This is a genomic window from Streptomyces sp. NPDC090032 (assembly GCF_044748025.1).
Classification (GTDB): domain Bacteria; phylum Actinomycetota; class Actinomycetes; order Streptomycetales; family Streptomycetaceae; genus Streptomyces.
In genome coordinates this window covers 71,269-86,384 of record NZ_JBIVFF010000003.1, presented here as the reverse complement: position 1 = coordinate 86,384, position 15,116 = coordinate 71,269, and the positions used below count along the sequence as shown (strand labels likewise).

At 74.3% G+C, this 15,116-nt stretch carries 12 protein-coding genes; 10 read left to right on the top strand and 2 right to left on the bottom strand.

Features of this window, described 5'->3' with window-relative positions; genetic code table 11:
• Positions 1-34 precede the first annotated feature (34 nt).
• The 8 genes from ACIPWY_RS07370 to ACIPWY_RS07335 are packed head-to-tail and all read left to right on the top strand — an operon-like array spanning position 35 to position 9,866.
• Positions 35-1,186, top strand: a complete 1,152-nt coding sequence (locus ACIPWY_RS07370; RefSeq protein ID WP_362899409.1) for a glycosyltransferase family 4 protein — start codon at positions 35-37, stop codon at positions 1,184-1,186.
• Positions 1,183-1,932: a class I SAM-dependent methyltransferase gene (locus tag ACIPWY_RS07365; protein WP_362899407.1), complete on the top strand. Its 750-nt coding sequence runs from the start codon at positions 1,183-1,185 to the stop codon at positions 1,930-1,932. The genes ACIPWY_RS07370 and ACIPWY_RS07365 overlap by 4 nt, the downstream gene beginning before the upstream one ends.
• A complete protein-coding gene (locus ACIPWY_RS07360) occupies positions 1,929-6,032 on the top strand; it encodes an alpha-(1->3)-arabinofuranosyltransferase family protein (RefSeq protein WP_401532443.1) in 4,104 nt (1,367 codons plus the stop codon). Before ACIPWY_RS07365 ends, ACIPWY_RS07360 begins: the two co-directional genes overlap by 4 nt.
• Positions 6,029-7,327, top strand: a complete 1,299-nt coding sequence (locus tag ACIPWY_RS07355) for a condensation protein (protein WP_401532442.1) — start codon at positions 6,029-6,031, stop codon at positions 7,325-7,327. The genes ACIPWY_RS07360 and ACIPWY_RS07355 overlap by 4 nt, the downstream gene beginning before the upstream one ends.
• A complete protein-coding gene (locus ACIPWY_RS07350) occupies positions 7,324-8,055 on the top strand; it encodes a class I SAM-dependent methyltransferase (protein WP_401532441.1) in 732 nt (243 codons plus the stop codon). The genes ACIPWY_RS07355 and ACIPWY_RS07350 overlap by 4 nt, the downstream gene beginning before the upstream one ends.
• A gap of 14 nt (positions 8,056-8,069) precedes the next feature.
• Entirely contained in the window at positions 8,070-8,999 is a 930-nt protein-coding gene (locus ACIPWY_RS07345; RefSeq protein ID WP_401532651.1) for a hypothetical protein, read from the top strand.
• Positions 8,986-9,234: a Trm112 family protein gene (locus ACIPWY_RS07340; protein WP_401532440.1), complete on the top strand. Its 249-nt coding sequence runs from the start codon at positions 8,986-8,988 to the stop codon at positions 9,232-9,234. Before ACIPWY_RS07345 ends, ACIPWY_RS07340 begins: the two co-directional genes overlap by 14 nt.
• Positions 9,235-9,257: 23 nt before the next feature.
• Positions 9,258-9,866 carry a hypothetical protein gene (locus ACIPWY_RS07335; protein ID WP_393705398.1) on the top strand — a complete coding sequence of 203 codons (609 nt, stop codon included), beginning with the start codon at positions 9,258-9,260 and terminating at the stop codon, positions 9,864-9,866.
• A 59-nt stretch (positions 9,867-9,925) separates the two neighbouring features.
• On the opposite strand, the gene ACIPWY_RS07330 is transcribed toward ACIPWY_RS07335, so the two are convergent.
• Positions 9,926-10,636 (bottom strand): FadR/GntR family transcriptional regulator, encoded by a 711-nt coding sequence (locus ACIPWY_RS07330; RefSeq protein ID WP_393705397.1) that lies wholly within the window; start codon positions 10,634-10,636, stop codon positions 9,926-9,928.
• Positions 10,637-10,811: 175 nt separating this feature from the next.
• Here ACIPWY_RS07330 and ACIPWY_RS07325 point away from each other — a divergent pair, with 175 nt between their 5' ends.
• Positions 10,812-12,260: an acyl-CoA synthetase gene (locus ACIPWY_RS07325; RefSeq protein WP_401532439.1), complete on the top strand. Its 1,449-nt coding sequence runs from the start codon at positions 10,812-10,814 to the stop codon at positions 12,258-12,260.
• Complete coding sequence (locus tag ACIPWY_RS07320) at positions 12,253-13,605, top strand: carboxyl transferase domain-containing protein (protein WP_401532438.1); 1,353 nt, start codon at positions 12,253-12,255, stop codon at positions 13,603-13,605. Before ACIPWY_RS07325 ends, ACIPWY_RS07320 begins: the two co-directional genes overlap by 8 nt.
• Before the next feature lie 387 nt (positions 13,606-13,992).
• Here the strand turns inward: ACIPWY_RS07320 and ACIPWY_RS07315 are convergent, their stop codons facing one another.
• Positions 13,993-14,865 (bottom strand): LLM class flavin-dependent oxidoreductase, encoded by an 873-nt coding sequence (locus ACIPWY_RS07315; RefSeq protein ID WP_401532437.1) that lies wholly within the window; start codon positions 14,863-14,865, stop codon positions 13,993-13,995.
• Between the last annotated feature and the right edge of the window lie 251 nt (positions 14,866-15,116).

Sequence of the window (15,116 nt, the reverse complement as noted above, 5' to 3'; positions counted from 1 at the left end):
ACAGTTCCGCACCCCGAGACGAGTTGGAGCACCCATGCCCCAGCACGTGCCCACCCCCCTGCGCACGCCCCACCCGGGCGAGGCGCGTCCCCACCCGGCGCTTCCCCCTCCGCCACGCCGGATCGTCTTCCTCGCCCACCGCGACCTCGGAAATCCGGCCGCGGGCGGCTCCGAACTCCTCGTCGACCGGCTGGCCGACGGGCTGACCCGCCTGGGACACGAGGTGACCCTCCTGTGCGGCGGGCCCGCCGCGTTCCGCGACTACCGCGTCGTGTCGGCGGGCAGCGACCTCGGCCACTACCTGCGGGCGCGCTCCGCGTTCGCCCGCCAGGTCGGCGACTGCGACCTGCTCGTCGAGGTGTGCAACGGCATGCCGTACCTGGCGCCGCTGTGGCACCGCGGCCCGACGCTGCGCCTGGTCAACCACGTCCACACCGACCTGTGGCGCATGCGCTTCGGCGGGCCGCTCGCGCCGGCCGCGCGGCTCGGGCGGAAGCTGGAGCACTGGGCGCTGTCCGGCGCCGAGCGCCACGGCCTGATCGTGGCGGTCTCCCCGTCGACGGCGACCGCGCTGCGGGCGATCGGCGTCGAACGCGAACGCATCCGCGTCGTCCACAACGGCGTCGAGGAGCCGGGCCCGCGCGCGGACCGCTCCCGCGAGCCGCTCTTCCTCGCCATGGGCCGGCTCGTCGAGTACAAGCGGATCGATCTGCTGCTGCGGCTGTGGGAGCGGGTGCGTCCGGTCACCGGCGGCCGGCTCCTGATCGTCGGCGACGGGCCCGAGCGAGAACGGCTCGAACAACTCGCGGGCGGGGGTGTCGAGTTCAGGGGCCATGTCTCCGAGGCCGAGAAGAACCGGCTGCTGTGCGAGGCGTGGCTGCTGCTGCACCCCTCCGCCGTGGAGGGCTGGGGACTGGTCGTGACGGAGGCGGCCGCGCGCGGGACTCCGGCGATCGGCTTCGACGTGCCGGGCCTGCGGGACTCTGTGGAGGACGGTGTCACGGGTCTTCTCGCGCGCGGCGAGTCGTCGTTCGCGGCGGCCTGGTGCGCGCTGGCCCTGTCCGGGCAGCGGCGGAGGCTGATGGGCAAGGCAGCCGAGGAGCGGGCCGCGACCTTCCGCTGGGCGCACACGGTGCGGCAGTTCAGAGCCGTGGCCGCCGAGGCGGTGCGGAGCCCCGCGCCATGACGCACTCGACACGGACGTCCCCGCCCGACCCGTCGCTGCGCCGCTCACTCGCCCTGTTCCGCGCGTTCCTGCGCGAACAGCAGGACCCCGAGGCCTGCTACTCCCTGCTGGCCCGTGACGCCGCCGACCAGGTCGAGGCGGTCTGCGGCGACGTACGCGGAAAAGTCGTCGTCGATGTGGGCGGCGGGTCCGGCTACTTCACTCGGGAGTTCCGGCGCCGCGGCGCGCACGGCTTCCTCTTCGAGCCCGACGTGCGGGAGCTGGGCGAGCGGCCGGCCGCGCCCGCCGTCGTCGCGGACGGCTATCTGCTGCCGCTCGCGGAGGGCGCGGCCGACGTCACGTTCTCCTCGAACGTCCTGGAGCACGTGGACGACCCGCAGACGTTCCTCAGCGAGCTGGTCCGGGTGACGCGGCCCGGCGGGATCGTCTATCTCTCGTTCACCAACTGGCTCTCCCCGTGGGGCGGTCACGAGTGGGCGCCCTGGCACTACCTGGGCGCCGACCGGGCCGGCGCCCGCTATCAGCGGCGTACGGGCAGGCCGCCCAAGCACACGCTCGGCGAGAACCTCTTCGCGCATCACATCGGCCCGACGCTGCGCCAGGTCAGGGCCCGTGACGACATCACCGTCGTCTCCGCGCGCTCCCGCTACTGGCCGTTCCTCGCGGCGACCGTCGCGAAGGTGCCGGGGGTGCGCGAGTTCGCCACCTGGAACCTCCTCCTCATCCTCCGGCGGTGTTCTCCATGACGAGCACGGTCCAGGCGCCGCCCCCGGCAGCGGCCCGCCCCGCCCACTCCCGGCCGGGACACGGGCCGGGGCCACGCTCGCGGCGCTGGCTGCTGGCCTTCTGGGCCACGCTGTTCGTGCTGTTCGTGGCGGTGTCGCCCGGGCGCATGACGTTCGACACGAAGCTGGGCGTCGCGCTCGACCCGTGGAAGTTCCTCACGGACCTGGGTGACCTGTGGCACGACCGGGCGGGCTTCGGCGGGATCTTCGACCAGTACGTGGGCTACTCGTTCCCGATGCTGCCCTACTACGGGCTCGCGCGCCTGACGCATCTGCCGGTGTGGCTGGCGGAACGGCTGTGGCTGTCGGTCATCGTGACCGTGGCGTTCTGGGGCGCCCTGCGCCTCGCGGAGCGCCTGAAGATCGGCAGCCCGCGCACCCGGCTGCTCGGCGCGGTGGCGTACGCGCTGTGGCCGGCGTTCACGATCGTCGTCGGCTCGACGTCGGCGGCCGCCCTGCCGGGCGCGTTCCTGCCGTGGGTGCTGCTGCCGCTCACGAACGACCGCACGAGCGCGCGCGTCGCGGCGACGCGCTCGGCGCTCCTCATCCCGTTCATGGGCGGGGTGAACGCGGCGGCCACCCTCGCCTCCCTCCTCCCGGTGGGCCTCTATCTCCTCTCGCGCCCGCCGGGCCCACGCCGCCGCAGACTGATCGCGTGGTGGACCCCGTCGGTGATCCTCGCGACGGCCTGGTGGATCCTGCCGCTGCTCCTCCTGGGCGTCTACGGGGAGAACTTCCTTCCGTACGTGGAGACTTCGCAGACCACGACGGGCACCATGTCGGCCGCCGAGTCGCTGCGCGGCGCCGGGAACTGGGTGGCGTACCTGCACTTCGGCGAGGCCTGGCTGCCGGCCGGATGGACGGTCGCGACGGCGGCCGTGACCGTCGTCGGCTCGGCGCTCGCGGCGGCCTTCGGGCTCGCGGGGCTCGCCCGCCGTGATCTGCCGGAACGCCGCTGGCTCGTCCTGACGGTCCTCACCGTCGCGCTGATCACCCTCGCGGGCTACGGCGGCGCGCTCGGCGCACCCTTCCACTCCGCGGTGCAGTCCTGGCTGAACGGCGGCCTGGTCCCGTTCCGCAACATCTACAAGTTCCAGACCGGCCTGGGGCTCGCCCTCGCCTTCGGGCTGATGCATGTGACGGCGGTCGCGGCCGAGCCGCGCGGCGCCCGCCCCCTGCGCCACCGCCGGTACGCACCCCTCCTGGCGGCGGTACTGATCCTGCCGGGACTCGCCTGGCCGTACCTCAACGGCTCGATCCTGCAACCGGGTTCGTTCCGCTCCCTGCCCGCGTACTGGGACACGACCGCGCACTGGCTGAAGAAGAACTCGCCCGACTCGCGCGCCCTCGTCGTGCCCGCCACCGCGCACGGCATCTACACCTGGGGCTCCCCCATCGACCAGCCCCTCGACGTCCTCGCCGACTCGCGCTGGGCGCAGCGCGACTACGTCCCGTTCGGCACGCCGGGCAACCGCCGCGCCCTCGACGCCGTCGAGCAGGCCCTGACGACCGGCGGTGAGGTCCCAGGCCTCCAGGACTACTTGGGCCGGGCAGGCCTGCACTACGTCGTCGTCCGCAACGACCTCGACCCCGACCAGCTGGGATACGTACCGACCGCGACCGTCAAGCGCGCTCTGGAGGAGTCCGGGTACCGGCGCGTCACCGGTTTCGGACCCGTCACGACCGGCGGGCGCATCGCCGAAGGCACCCCTCTCCAGGTCGAAGGGCTCTATCCGCGCCGGCGGGCCGTGGAGATCTACGCGCCCGGCTCCACGCCGCGCCCCGGACAGGCCGCCCTGCTGCCGGTCTCCGGCACGGCGGAGGTCAGCGGCGGACCCGAGTCGCTCCTGCCGCTGTCCGCCGACCCAGGGATGCGCGGCAGGCCCACCGTCCTGGCCGGCGACAACCACCCGGGCATCGGCACGCCCGCGCTGCGCACGGCCGGTGACGGCCTGCGCCGCGCGGACACCCGCTTCGGTCTCGTCGGCTCCAACACCTCGTACACGTACACGCCCGCCGAGCGGAACTCCCCGGACAGCATCCAGGACCCGGGGGCGGAGCCGCGCCAGATCCTGCCGAGTGAGGGGATACGCCATCAGACGACCGCCGTGCTGCGCGGCGCCGCGCGGGTCACGGCCTCGTCGAGCGGGAACTGGCTGTTCCACCTGCCGCAGTACGACCCGGTGAACGCGTTCGACGGTGACCCTGACACGGCGTGGGCGGAGGGCACCCCGGGCACGCCCGACGGGCAGTGGCTGCGGATCGCGTTCTCCGCGAAGACACCCGTGCCCGGCACGCTCCATGTGACTCCCCTGCCGCAGGAGGGAGTCCGGGCCGCGCCGACCCGGATCCGCGTTCAGACGGAAGCGGGCTCGGCCACGTCGACCCTTCAGGCGAACGGCAAGCGCCAGGCGGTCAAAGCGGCTGCCGGGAACAGCAGTTGGCTGCGGATCACGATCCTGGGCGCACAGGCCGGGCACACGGGGCTCGCGGGTGCGGGCTTCTCGGACGTCGACATCCCCGGCGTCCACGTGACCCGGCTGCTGCGTCTGCCCCAGGACTCCACGGACGCACAGCAGTTCAGCTTCCACGCGACGACGGAGGAACGGAACCTCGGACGCCGGTTCACGACCGCCGAAGGCGGCACGTACACCCTCAAGGCGAGCGCACGGCCCGCTCCGGGGGACGCGTTCGACAAGCTCCTCTACGACGTGGCACCCGATCAGCGCCGCCGCATCACGGCCACCGCGGACTCCACGTCCGCGCTCGGCGGCGACCTGTCGGCGCGCAATCTCACGGACGGCGACCTGACCACGGCGTGGATCGCGGGCGACCGGCCCACCATCCATCTGCGCTGGCCGGACAAACAGCCGGTGGGAGAGCTCGTACTCGCCGCCGCGGGCGGCCTGTCCACCCGGCCCGAGAAGATCGAGATCAGTTCGCCGGACGGGGCCGCGGTGGCGGGCGTCGACGAGAACGGCGTGGCCCGCTTCGACCCGATCACCACGGACCGCCTGGACATCACCGTCACCGCGACGGCACCCCTCACCGTCCACAACCCGGTGGCGGACGCCGATCTGCAACTGCCGGTGGGACTGACGGAGGCGTACCTCCCGGCACTCGACCAGTACCGCACCCCGCAGCCGTCCCCGACCCGCACGTTCGCGCTGCCCTGCGGCAAGGGACCCGAGGTCACCGTCGACGGCACGCGGCACGCGACGCGCGCGAAGGGGACGGTCAGGGACCTGGTGGAACGCCGCCCGATCGACGTCACGCCGTGCGGTGCCGCACCCGAGCTCGAACTCCCCGCCGGCACCCACACCCTGGAGACACCACAGGACAAGGGCCCCCTGCGGCTCACCGACACCACCCTCACCCGCACCGACGCACCGTCCACCACCCCACAGGCCGGCCGCGACCTGCGCATCCGCGACTGGCGGGGCGACCGCAGGGAGGTGACCGTCGGCTCCGGCCCCGCCACCTATCTGACGACGTACGAGAACGTCAACGACGGCTGGAAGGCGACCCTCGACGGCAAGGAGCTGACGCCGCTGCGTCTGGACGGCTGGCAGCAGGGCTTCCTCGTCCCCCCGGGCGCGGGCGGCACCGTGAAGCTGAGTTACGAGCCCGCGAAGACGTACGAGGCGGGGCTGTTCGGCGGGGCCGCCGGCGTGCTCGCGCTGGCCGGGATCGCCCTGTTCCGGCGGCGCGCCACGGCTACAGATGTGACGCCGCCCGCCCCGCCGCCCGGCCTGCTGCTCGGCACGGTGGCGCTCACCCTCGTCGGCGCGGTGATCGCGGGCCCGCTCGCGCTGCTCGTCCCGGCGCTCGCGTTCGTGGCATGGCGGCGGCACGCGCTCCTCGTCCCGATCGCGTTCCTGGCGATGGCGGGTGCGGGGGTGGCCGCGGCGGTGGGGGCCGGTGAGCCGTCCCGCTCGTCCGCGGGCGCGTTCGGCCCGGTGGCCCAACTCCTCTCACTGGTCGCCCTGTTCGCGGCGCTGGCGACCACCCGCAGGCCGCCGGACGCCACGGCCGGCCCGTCACAGGGAGGCGAAGCATGAGCGTTCCGGCCCCGCCCGCGCCGCGGCGCGTCCCGTTCCCCGTGGTCGACGAGGTCGCCCGGCACTGCCTCCAGGACGAGGAGCCGGAGACCGTCCACATCGAGGTCCACCTGCCGGGCGCCCCCGACCCGGACCGGCTGAAGGCCGCGTTCACCGAAGCGCTGCGCCGCCATCCGCGCATCCTGATGCGGGAGGCGGCGGGCCCCTGGTACCGGCGGCGCTACGAGTGGGAGCTGACGCACGGCCCCGACGTGGACGTGGTCACCTTCCCGCCACCCGGACCGGATGCGCTCGGGGACGCCAGGACGCGGGCGCTGACGCAGGCCCCGCCGCTGACCTCGTCGCCGCCGATCCGTCTGGAGGTCGTGCGGGAGCGGGAGGACGGCGCCGCGATCCTCTTCCTCACCATCAACCACACCGCTCTGGACGGCCCGGCCTGCCTGCGCGTTCTCGCGACGGCGGCCGAGATCTACGGGGGTCACGACGACACCCCCCGTGCGACTCCGCCACACAGGGCGCCGCCCGGGGCGCCGGGGCCCGCCCTGCGCGGGCCCTCGCCGTGGACCCCGCCCGCCCGCGTCGCCCCCGGCACCCCCGACAGCTCGACCACCCTCTCGCCAGGCAACGGCCTCCTCGTCGCGGACCTGCCCGTGCCGCACCGGCCCGCCGGCGCCCCGTACACCGTCAACGACCAGCTCATGGCCGCCACCGCCCTGATGGTCACCCACTGGAACAAGGAGCACGGCGCGCGCCCGCGCCCCCTGCGCATCACCATGCCCGTGGACGACCGGCCCCGGGGCGCCGACATGCCCATCGGCAACGGCACCCGGCTCGTCGAAGTCACCTTCGAACCGCAGGAGTTGACGCCTACGGGCATCCCGCTCCTGCTGCACCGCACCTCGGTGCGCACCCGCGCGCTCAAGGCCCTCGACCGGCCCCAGCTCGGCCACGGCGCCGCCCTGCTCACCGCTCCGCTCGCCCCGGTCGCCTGGCGCGCCGCGGTCACGCGCGGGCTGCGCAGGGCCGCCGCTCCCTGGACGTCGACCACGCTGCTCAGCAACATCGGCCGCGTCCCCTACCCGCTCGACTTCGGCGACGCGGGCCGCGCCCACGCCGTCTGGTTCTCGGCGCCCGCGCGCATGCCGCGCGGCCTGACCGTGACGACCGCGTCCACGGCGGGCCGGCTGCACCTCGCGCTGCGCTGGTCGCGCGCCCTGCTCGGACCGGGCGACGGCGACCGTCTCCTTGATCTGTTCGAGCACTACCTGCACGCGACGCAGGAGGCGACGCCATGACCACCACGTCCGCCCCGCCGGGGCTGCGGGACTTCTACGAGGACCCGGCGACCCCGGTCGCCTCCGGCGAACAGCGCTCCCACCGGCAGGCCCGCGCGCTCGCCGCCGCCCTCGGCCGGCCCGCGCCCTTCCCCGCCACGGTCGTCGACATCGGCTGCGGCGACGGGCAGGCCGCGGCCACCGCGGCACCGCTCCTCGCGGGCCACCGCATCGTCGGCGTCGACTGGTCGCAGGACGCCCTCAAGCGGGCCAGGGCCCGGATCCCGGACGTGGTGCGGGGCGAACTCACCGCGAGCGGGCTGCCGTTCGCGGCGGGCTCCGCCGACGCCGTCCTGTTCAGCGAGGTGATCGAGCACCTCGTCGACCCCGACGCCGCGCTCGACGAGATCCGCCGGATCCTGCGCCCCGGCGGCCATCTCATGCTGTCCACGCCGAACCTCGCCGCCTGGTACAACCGCGCCCTGCTCCTCGCCGGTGTGCAGCCCGTCTTCTCCGAGGTCAGCCTGCGCACGGTGCACGGCCGGCCGGGCAGCGAGGTCGTGGGCCATCTGCGGCTGTACACGGCCCGCGCGCTGCGGTCGTTCGTGACGGCGGCGGGCTTCGACGTCGTACGGGTCACGGGCGCGCCCTTCCACGGCGTGCCGCGCCCGCTGCGCCCCGTGGACCGGCTCGCCTGCGCGGCGCCGTCCCTCTCCTCGATTCTCCTGCTGCACGCCAGGAAGGCGTGAGCGCGATGCCCGCGATGTGGTGGGGCGTCGGCGCGGCGCTGCTCGCGAACGTCCTCTACAGCACCGGGTTCGTCCTGGAGAAGCGGGCGCTCGCCGCGCTGCCGCAGGTGAGCGTGCGCCGCCCGGCCCACCTGGTGCGCCTGGTCGCCGGCAGTCCCCTCTGGCTCGGCGGCTCCCTGGCCCTGGCCGCCGGGTTCGGTGCACAGCTCGCCGTCTACCGCACGCTTCCCATCGCCGCCGCGCAGGCCATCTTCGTCTCCGGCCTCGTCCTCCTGCTGCTCCTGTCCTCGGCGCTCCTCGGCGAACGGACCACAGGGCGGGAGCGGTACGCGATCGGGGCGATCCTCGCCGCGCTCCTCATGGTCGTCCTGTCCCTGCGCCAGGGCAGCGACACGGTCAGCAAAGGCGCTCCCGCCGCGCTGATCCTCGGGGTGTGCGTGCCGACGCTCGCGGCGGGGCTGCTCCTGTACGGGCTCGCCGAGCGCAGGACGCGTCGCCGGCACCGCCTCCCGACGACCGGCGTCGAGTACGGGGTGGCGGTGGGCCTGCTCTACGGCGTGAGTTCGCTGGCCATCAAGGGGGTGGCCGGCTACCTGACCACGGACCGGCTCGGCGCCGCCGCGCTGCACCTGCTGACTTCGCCCTACCCCTACCTCCTGCTGTGCACGGGCGGGTTCGGGCTCGTCATGTCGCAGGCGGCGCTCCAACGGTGCCGTGCCTCACTGATCGTGCCGGTGTGCTCGACGGTGACGTGCCTGTTCACGGCCGTGCTCGGCACGCTCGCGTTCGGCGAGTCACTGCCGCGCGAGCCGCTGGCCCTGGCCCTGCGCCTGACCGGCACGGCTCTCGCCGTGTCCGTACTCCTCCTCATGCCGAAGCACGACGCCCGGCCGCCCCAACCACCCTCACCCGCCAAGGAGCTGGCCCACCGTGAAGCCCGATGACCCGCTGCTGAGGATCCTGGCCTGCCCGCTCGACAAGGGCCCGCTGCACCTCCTCCCGCCCGAGGACGACACCCTCGTGGCGGACGACACCCTCCTGTCCGGCGAGGCGCTCTACAACCCCCGGCTGCGGCGTCGCTACCCGATCGTCGACGGCATCCCTCAGCTCCTGCCCTCGTCGGGCGAGCAGGTCCCGGAGGACGAGCACGAGCGGCTGCTCGATCGGATGTCGCCCTGACGGCGCGGCCGCCGTGCGCGACCATGGACCGTATGTCAGCGCGAAGCGGGCCCGCCCCCACCGGCGAGCCCTTCACGGTCACCGACTTCCAGCTGGTCCTGCTGCGCCGCATGGCGGACCACAACCCGGACCTGGTGGAGGACGCCCGCCGGGAGCTCGGCGCGTCGGTGGCGCAGATGCGGGAGGCGAACCGCCGCTACCAGGCCAGGCGCCACGTGAGGGGACCGCTCACCACACGGTCCCTGTACCGCTCGCTCCTCGGCGCCCCCGAGCACACGGTCACCCGGCAGATCGGCGACCTGACCTGCGAGGCCCTGCAATGGCAGGTGCCGCTCTGGCCCGGTCTGCTCTTCGAGGCGCTGGCCGGCCCGAACGGCGCGGTGTGGAACGAGTGGCTGGTGCGGGCCCCCGGCGCGCCCGCCCCCACGCTCGGCACCCTCGACGACCTCACCCCTTGGTCCTGCACCGTGGACGAGGTGTCCGAGGCGTTCGCACCGGCCCGCCCGCTGGAGGGCTCGGCGCCCACGCGCTGGGGTCTCGCCTTCACGGCGCCGGACGCGGAGGGGACACTTCGGGAGGTCAGAGCGGAGTTCACCTACGGACTGCTCCAGCGCTGGACACTCACCGGCTGACGCCGGCACATCGGCAGGGCCTTTGCTGGGGTCCGTGCGGGGGTCTTTGCGGGGATCGGTTACTCGGCCTCGTCCGGGTCCCAGTCCAGGAGCCGTACCTTCGCCACGGTCCGTACGTGGCGGCGCATCGCCGCCGCGGCCTGCGCCGGGCGGCCCGTCTCGATCGCTTCGAGGATCGCCCGGTGCTGGGCGAGGGAGCGCGCTGGGCGACGGGGCTGGCGCAGGGACTCGGTGCGGGACTCGGTGACCTGGTCGGCGATGGACCGCATGAACTCGGCGAGGAGAGCGCTGTGGGCCGCCGCGGTGACCGCCGCGTGGAAGAGGCGGTCGCCCTCGACGCCGTGGCCGCCCTGCTCGATGTCGGCCGCCATGCGGTCGAGCGCCGTGTGCAGTGCGGCGAGGTCCTCGTCGGTGCGGCGTTCGGCGGCCAGCTCGGCGAGCTTGGTCTCCAGGGCCTCGCGCGCCTCCAGGACGTCGGGCAGCCGGCGCCTGCGCTCCACCATGCGCTCGACGGGCTCCGCGTCGAGGCTGTCGCGCATGAGGTACGTGCCGCCGCCGTGCCGGGCCTCCACCAGGCCCTGGACCTCCAGGACGGTGATGGCCTGCTTCACGGAGGCGCGGCTCACGCCGAGGCGGGCGGCCAGGTCGCGCTCGGGCGGGAGGCGGTCACCGGCGCGCAGGCCGCCCTCGGCGACGTAGGCGCGCAGCCGGTCGAGGACCTGCTCGTACAGGCGCGGCCTGGCCGTCATCGGCCGCAGTGCGTCGGTCATGGGGCCTTCCTCCCTGGGGTTCCGCAGCGTAACAGCGGGCACGACAACTGGCCCAGTGGCTGAACCAATCTTCCCGCGCATCCTTGACGTACGGGTGACACCACCCCCACATTGGTTCAGCCACTTGGCCACTGCCGTCACTGCCGTCACCGTCAAGCCGCTAGGAGCGCCACCCGTGTCCTTGCTCTTCCCCGCCCTGGCCCACGACCCCGACCGCCCCGCCCTGCGCTTCGGCGACCGCTCCCTCACCTACGGGGAGCTGGCCTCGGCGGCCGGAGCGCTCGCCGCACGCCTCGACGGCGCGAGCCGGGCCGCCGTGTGGGCGACGCCCACCCTGGAGACCGCCGTCGGCGTCGTCGCGGCGCTGCTCGCGGGCGTGCCCGCCGTTCCGCTCAACCCGAAGTCCGGCGGCGGCGAGCTGGCGCACATCGTGTCCGACAGCGCCCCGGACGTCGTACTCGCCGCACCGGGGACCGAACTCCCGGACGCACTCGGCGACTTGAGGTTCGCCGGCATCGACGTGGCGGCGTCGGCTCCGGCCCGTGAGTGGCCCGAGCCGGACGCGTCGGCGCCCGCGTTCGTCGTCTACACCTCCGGCACGACGGGGCCGCCCAAGGGCGCGGTCCTGCCGCGCCGAGCGGTCACCTCCACCCTCGACGCGCTCCAGGACGCCTGGGAGTGGACCGACGACGACGTCCTGGTGCACGGCCTGCCGCTCTTCCACGTGCACGGACTGATCCTGGGGATCCTCGGCCCGCTGCGCCGCGGCGGATCCGTGCGCCACCTGGGCCGGTTCAGCACGGAGGGCGTGGCCCGCGAGCTCGGCAGCGGGGCGACCATGCTGTTCGGGGTGCCGACGATGTACCACCGCATCGCCGAGGCCCTGCCCGCCGAGCCGGAGCTGGTGAAGGCCCTGTCGGGGGCGCGGCTCCTGGTGTCCGGTTCCGCGGCGCTGCCCGTGCACGACCACGAGCGGATCGCCGCCGCGACGGGCCGCCGCGTCATCGAGCGGTACGGGATGACGGAGACCCTGATGAACACGAGCGTGCGGGCGGACGGCGAAGCGCGCGCGGGCACGGTCGGTGTGCCGCTGCCGGGTGTCTCGGTGCGGCTCGTGGAGGAGGACGGCGTCGCGGAGATCCCGGCCGGCGACCCGGAGGCGGTCGGCGAGATCCAGGTCAGGGGCCCCAACCTGTTCACCGAGTACCTCAACCGGCCCGACGCGACGGCCGCCGCCTTCGCCGAAGGCGGCTGGTTCCGCACCGGCGACATGGCGGTCCGCGACCCGGACGGCTATGTCCGCATCGTGGGCCGCAAGGCCACCGACCTCATCAAGAGCGGCGGCTACAAGATCGGCGCGGGCGAGATCGAGAACGCGCTCCTGGAGCACCCCGGGGTGAGCGAGGCCGCCGTCACCGGCGAGCCCGACGACGACCTCGGCGAGCGCATCGTGGCCTGGATCGTCCCGGCCGACGCCGAACAGCCCCCGGCCGCCGACGAGTTGGCCTCCCACGTCGCCGACCGCCTCGCCCCGCACAAGCGCCCGCGCGTGGTGCGCTATCTGGAGGCGCTGCCCCGCAACGACATGGGCAAGATCATGAAGCGGGCGCTCCCCCGTGGCTGACAGCAAGCGGCTCTCCGCCCGCGAGGCGCTCGCCGCCGTCACCGACCCCGGCACCTTCACCGAACTGCCCGCCCCCGACGGCACGTACGCGCCCGACGGGCCGCTCTCCTGGGAGGGCTACGACGCGGCGCGAGCCCGCGCCACCGCCCGCACCGGCGAGGCCGAGTCCGTGGTGTGCGGGACGGCGTCGGTCGGCGGGACCCGGGCCGTACTGGTCTCCTTCGAGTTCGGCTTCCTCGGCGGCTCGCTCGGCGAGCGCACCGGCGACCGCATAGAGGCGGCGTACGCCTTCGCCCGCGCGCACCGGCTCCCCGTCGTGCCCCTGGTCGCGACGGGCGGCAGCCGGATGCAGGAGGGCATGCGCGCACTGACCCAACTCCAGCGCGTGGCACGGCAGTCGGCGCTCACGCGGGAGGCCGGCCTTGCGCAGGTGGCGGTCCTGCGCGACCCGACGACGGGCGGCGGCTGGGCGACACTCGGCGCGGGCGCCGACGTGATCCTGGCGCTCGACTCGGCGCAGGTGGGCTTCGCGGGCTCGCGGGTCAGGCCGGCGGACGCGGACCCGGCGGCGTACTCGGCGCGTGGCCAGTTCACGGCCGGCGCGGTCGACGCGGTGGTGCGCCCGGACGATCTGGCGGGGGTCCTCGCCGGATGGCTGCGCCTGCTCACACGCCCGTCCGACGTCCCCGCTCCGGTCCCGTACGCGCTCGGCCGCGGAGACCTGCCCGCCACGGGCCGCGACGCGGTACGTCACGCCCGCGCTCCCGAACGGCCTCGCGCCGACGCCTACTTGGATGCCTACTTCGCGTCCCGGGTCACGGTCAGCGGCGACCGCTGCGGCGGTACCGACGACGGCGTGCTGTGCGGTTTCGGGGAGAGCGCCCGGGACGGCCGGACGGTCGCGTACGCCGCGCAGCTCGGCACGGCGACGCGGCCGGCCGGCTACCGGACGGCGGCGCGACTGGTGCGGCTCGCGGGCCGGCTCGGTGTGCCGGTGCTGACGCTGGTGGACACGCCGGGCGCGGCGAATGACGCGGAGGCCGAGCGATCCGGGGCGGGCGCCGCCATCGCGGACCTGTTCACGGCGCTCGCCGCGGCGCCGGTCCCGGTCACCACGCTGGTCGTGGGCGAGGGCGGCTCGGGCGGCGCGCTCGCCCTGGCCGCGCCGGACAACACGTGGGCGACGCCGGACAGCTACTTCTCCGTGATCGCGCCCGAACTCGCCGCCGCGATCCTCAAGCGCGACCCGGACGAGACGGACGCGACAGCCGATCAGCTCCATCTCAGGCCACAGGACCTGGTGGAGCTGGGTGTGGTGCGCGGGATCGCGGGGACGGCGCCGTGAGTGACGCGAGCGACTCCACACGGCATGACGGGGCATCGCAGGCTGTCGCAAATACGAACAGGGGAGCAGTTGTTCCCTGGAACAGGTGATCGTGCCGCCAGGAATTGCATGAGGCGTCGGTGACCAACGATGCTTACGGTGCGCAAGCAACGGGCTGCAGACCGTAATTGCGAACCCGGCCCATGTCCCATACGTGGCCGGGGAGTCGGTCCCACACATGCAACACCGCTAGGAGAAGCGCCACCATGAACCTGATCACCGACATCCTCGCCGGCCTCGTCCACTTCGTCGGCTGGCTCGTCTGACACCAGCCCGCGCAGGTCACGCGGAGTCAACACGGCGGCGCCGTCTCCCCCGGTCCCACGGGGGAGGCGGCGCCTTCGCGCGTCACGCTCCGCAGACCGCGCCCGCGTCCGTGAGGGCACGCAGCCGCGGAAGGATCTCGCCGGCGACGCGGGCCGGCTCGCCGGGAGACGGACAGCCGTACAGGACGAACTCGTCGATGCCGAGCTGCCGGTAGGCGAAGAGCCGCCGCGCCACCTCGTCGTACGTGCCGACGACCGCGTCGCCCGCCGACCCGCTCCTGCCGTCGTCCAGGATCCGGTCCGCCGCGTCCCGCGCCTCGGACGCCTCGGCGCGGCCCACCAGACGCAGGCGGAGCCCGTACCGCAGACGCGGGTTCCGGCCCCGCGAGCGGGCGACACGCTCCGCGACGACATCCGGCGACGCGCTCCGCACCAGCCGCACATCGGCCCGCCGGGCCGCGATGCCGTCGGCGGCCGGGGACTCGCCCCCGAAGTAGAGCGGCACCGGATATTCGACGGCCGGATCGTTCAACTGGGCGCCCTCGACCTGCACATGCTCCCCCTGGAAGTCGATGCGCCGGCCGTCGAGCAGGTCACGCACGACGGCCATCACCTCGTCGGTGCGCCCGTAGCGCTGGTCGTGGGTCAGCCCGGCGCCGTGCGCGCCGACGTCCAGCCTCAGGCGGCCGCCCGCGAACCGGCGGAAGGCGTCGGCCTGTTGGGCGATGACGGTGGGGCCCGCGCCGCCGGTGGGCAGCGCGACGAGGAAGCCGATCCGCTCGGTGCGACGACAGAGCGCGGCCGCGAGCGCCCACGGGTCGGGGCCGCCCGCCGGGGTCGAGAGCGAGTCGAACCCGGCACGCTCCGCGGCCAGGGCCGTGGGGGCCAGCGAGTCGATGTCGGCCGGCCGCCGGGCGGGCAGGTACCAGTGCAGCAGAGGGTGGTTCTCGGGCATGACGACACCTCGGGAATCGCGCGCGGGCAAGGACGGCGTGGACTACTACGGGAGCGGAAGCGGGGGCCGCGGGAGCGGCTTACGGGACGCCGGCCGGCCGGGCGAGGGGACCCCTCCCCGGCGCGCCTCAGAAAAGGGCGTCGGCGCCGGATGCGGCCCGACAGAGCATCGTCGAGACACGCAGAAGATCCACGTGGCGGCGCGAGACGAGCACGCGCGAGACGAGTACCGGGGCCATGCAGGCATCCTGT

What these genes read in the sequence shown, in the direction of transcription:
- ACIPWY_RS07370 (WP_362899409.1), top strand. Translation starts at nt 35, where the DNA reads ATGCCCCAGCACGTGCCCACCCCCCTGCGCACGCCCCACCCGGGCGAG.
- ACIPWY_RS07365 (WP_362899407.1), top strand. Translation starts at nt 1,183, where the DNA reads ATGACGCACTCGACACGGACGTCCCCGCCCGACCCGTCGCTGCGCCGC.
- ACIPWY_RS07360 (WP_401532443.1), top strand. Translation starts at nt 1,929, where the DNA reads ATGACGAGCACGGTCCAGGCGCCGCCCCCGGCAGCGGCCCGCCCCGCC.
- ACIPWY_RS07355 (WP_401532442.1), top strand. Translation starts at nt 6,029, where the DNA reads ATGAGCGTTCCGGCCCCGCCCGCGCCGCGGCGCGTCCCGTTCCCCGTG.
- ACIPWY_RS07350 (WP_401532441.1), top strand. Translation starts at nt 7,324, where the DNA reads ATGACCACCACGTCCGCCCCGCCGGGGCTGCGGGACTTCTACGAGGAC.
- ACIPWY_RS07345 (WP_401532651.1), top strand. Translation starts at nt 8,070, where the DNA reads ATGTGGTGGGGCGTCGGCGCGGCGCTGCTCGCGAACGTCCTCTACAGC.
- ACIPWY_RS07335 (WP_393705398.1), top strand. Translation starts at nt 9,258, where the DNA reads ATGGACCGTATGTCAGCGCGAAGCGGGCCCGCCCCCACCGGCGAGCCC.
- ACIPWY_RS07330 (WP_393705397.1), bottom strand. Translation starts at nt 10,636, where the DNA reads ATGACCGACGCACTGCGGCCGATGACGGCCAGGCCGCGCCTGTACGAG.
- ACIPWY_RS07315 (WP_401532437.1), bottom strand. Translation starts at nt 14,865, where the DNA reads ATGCCCGAGAACCACCCTCTGCTGCACTGGTACCTGCCCGCCCGGCGG.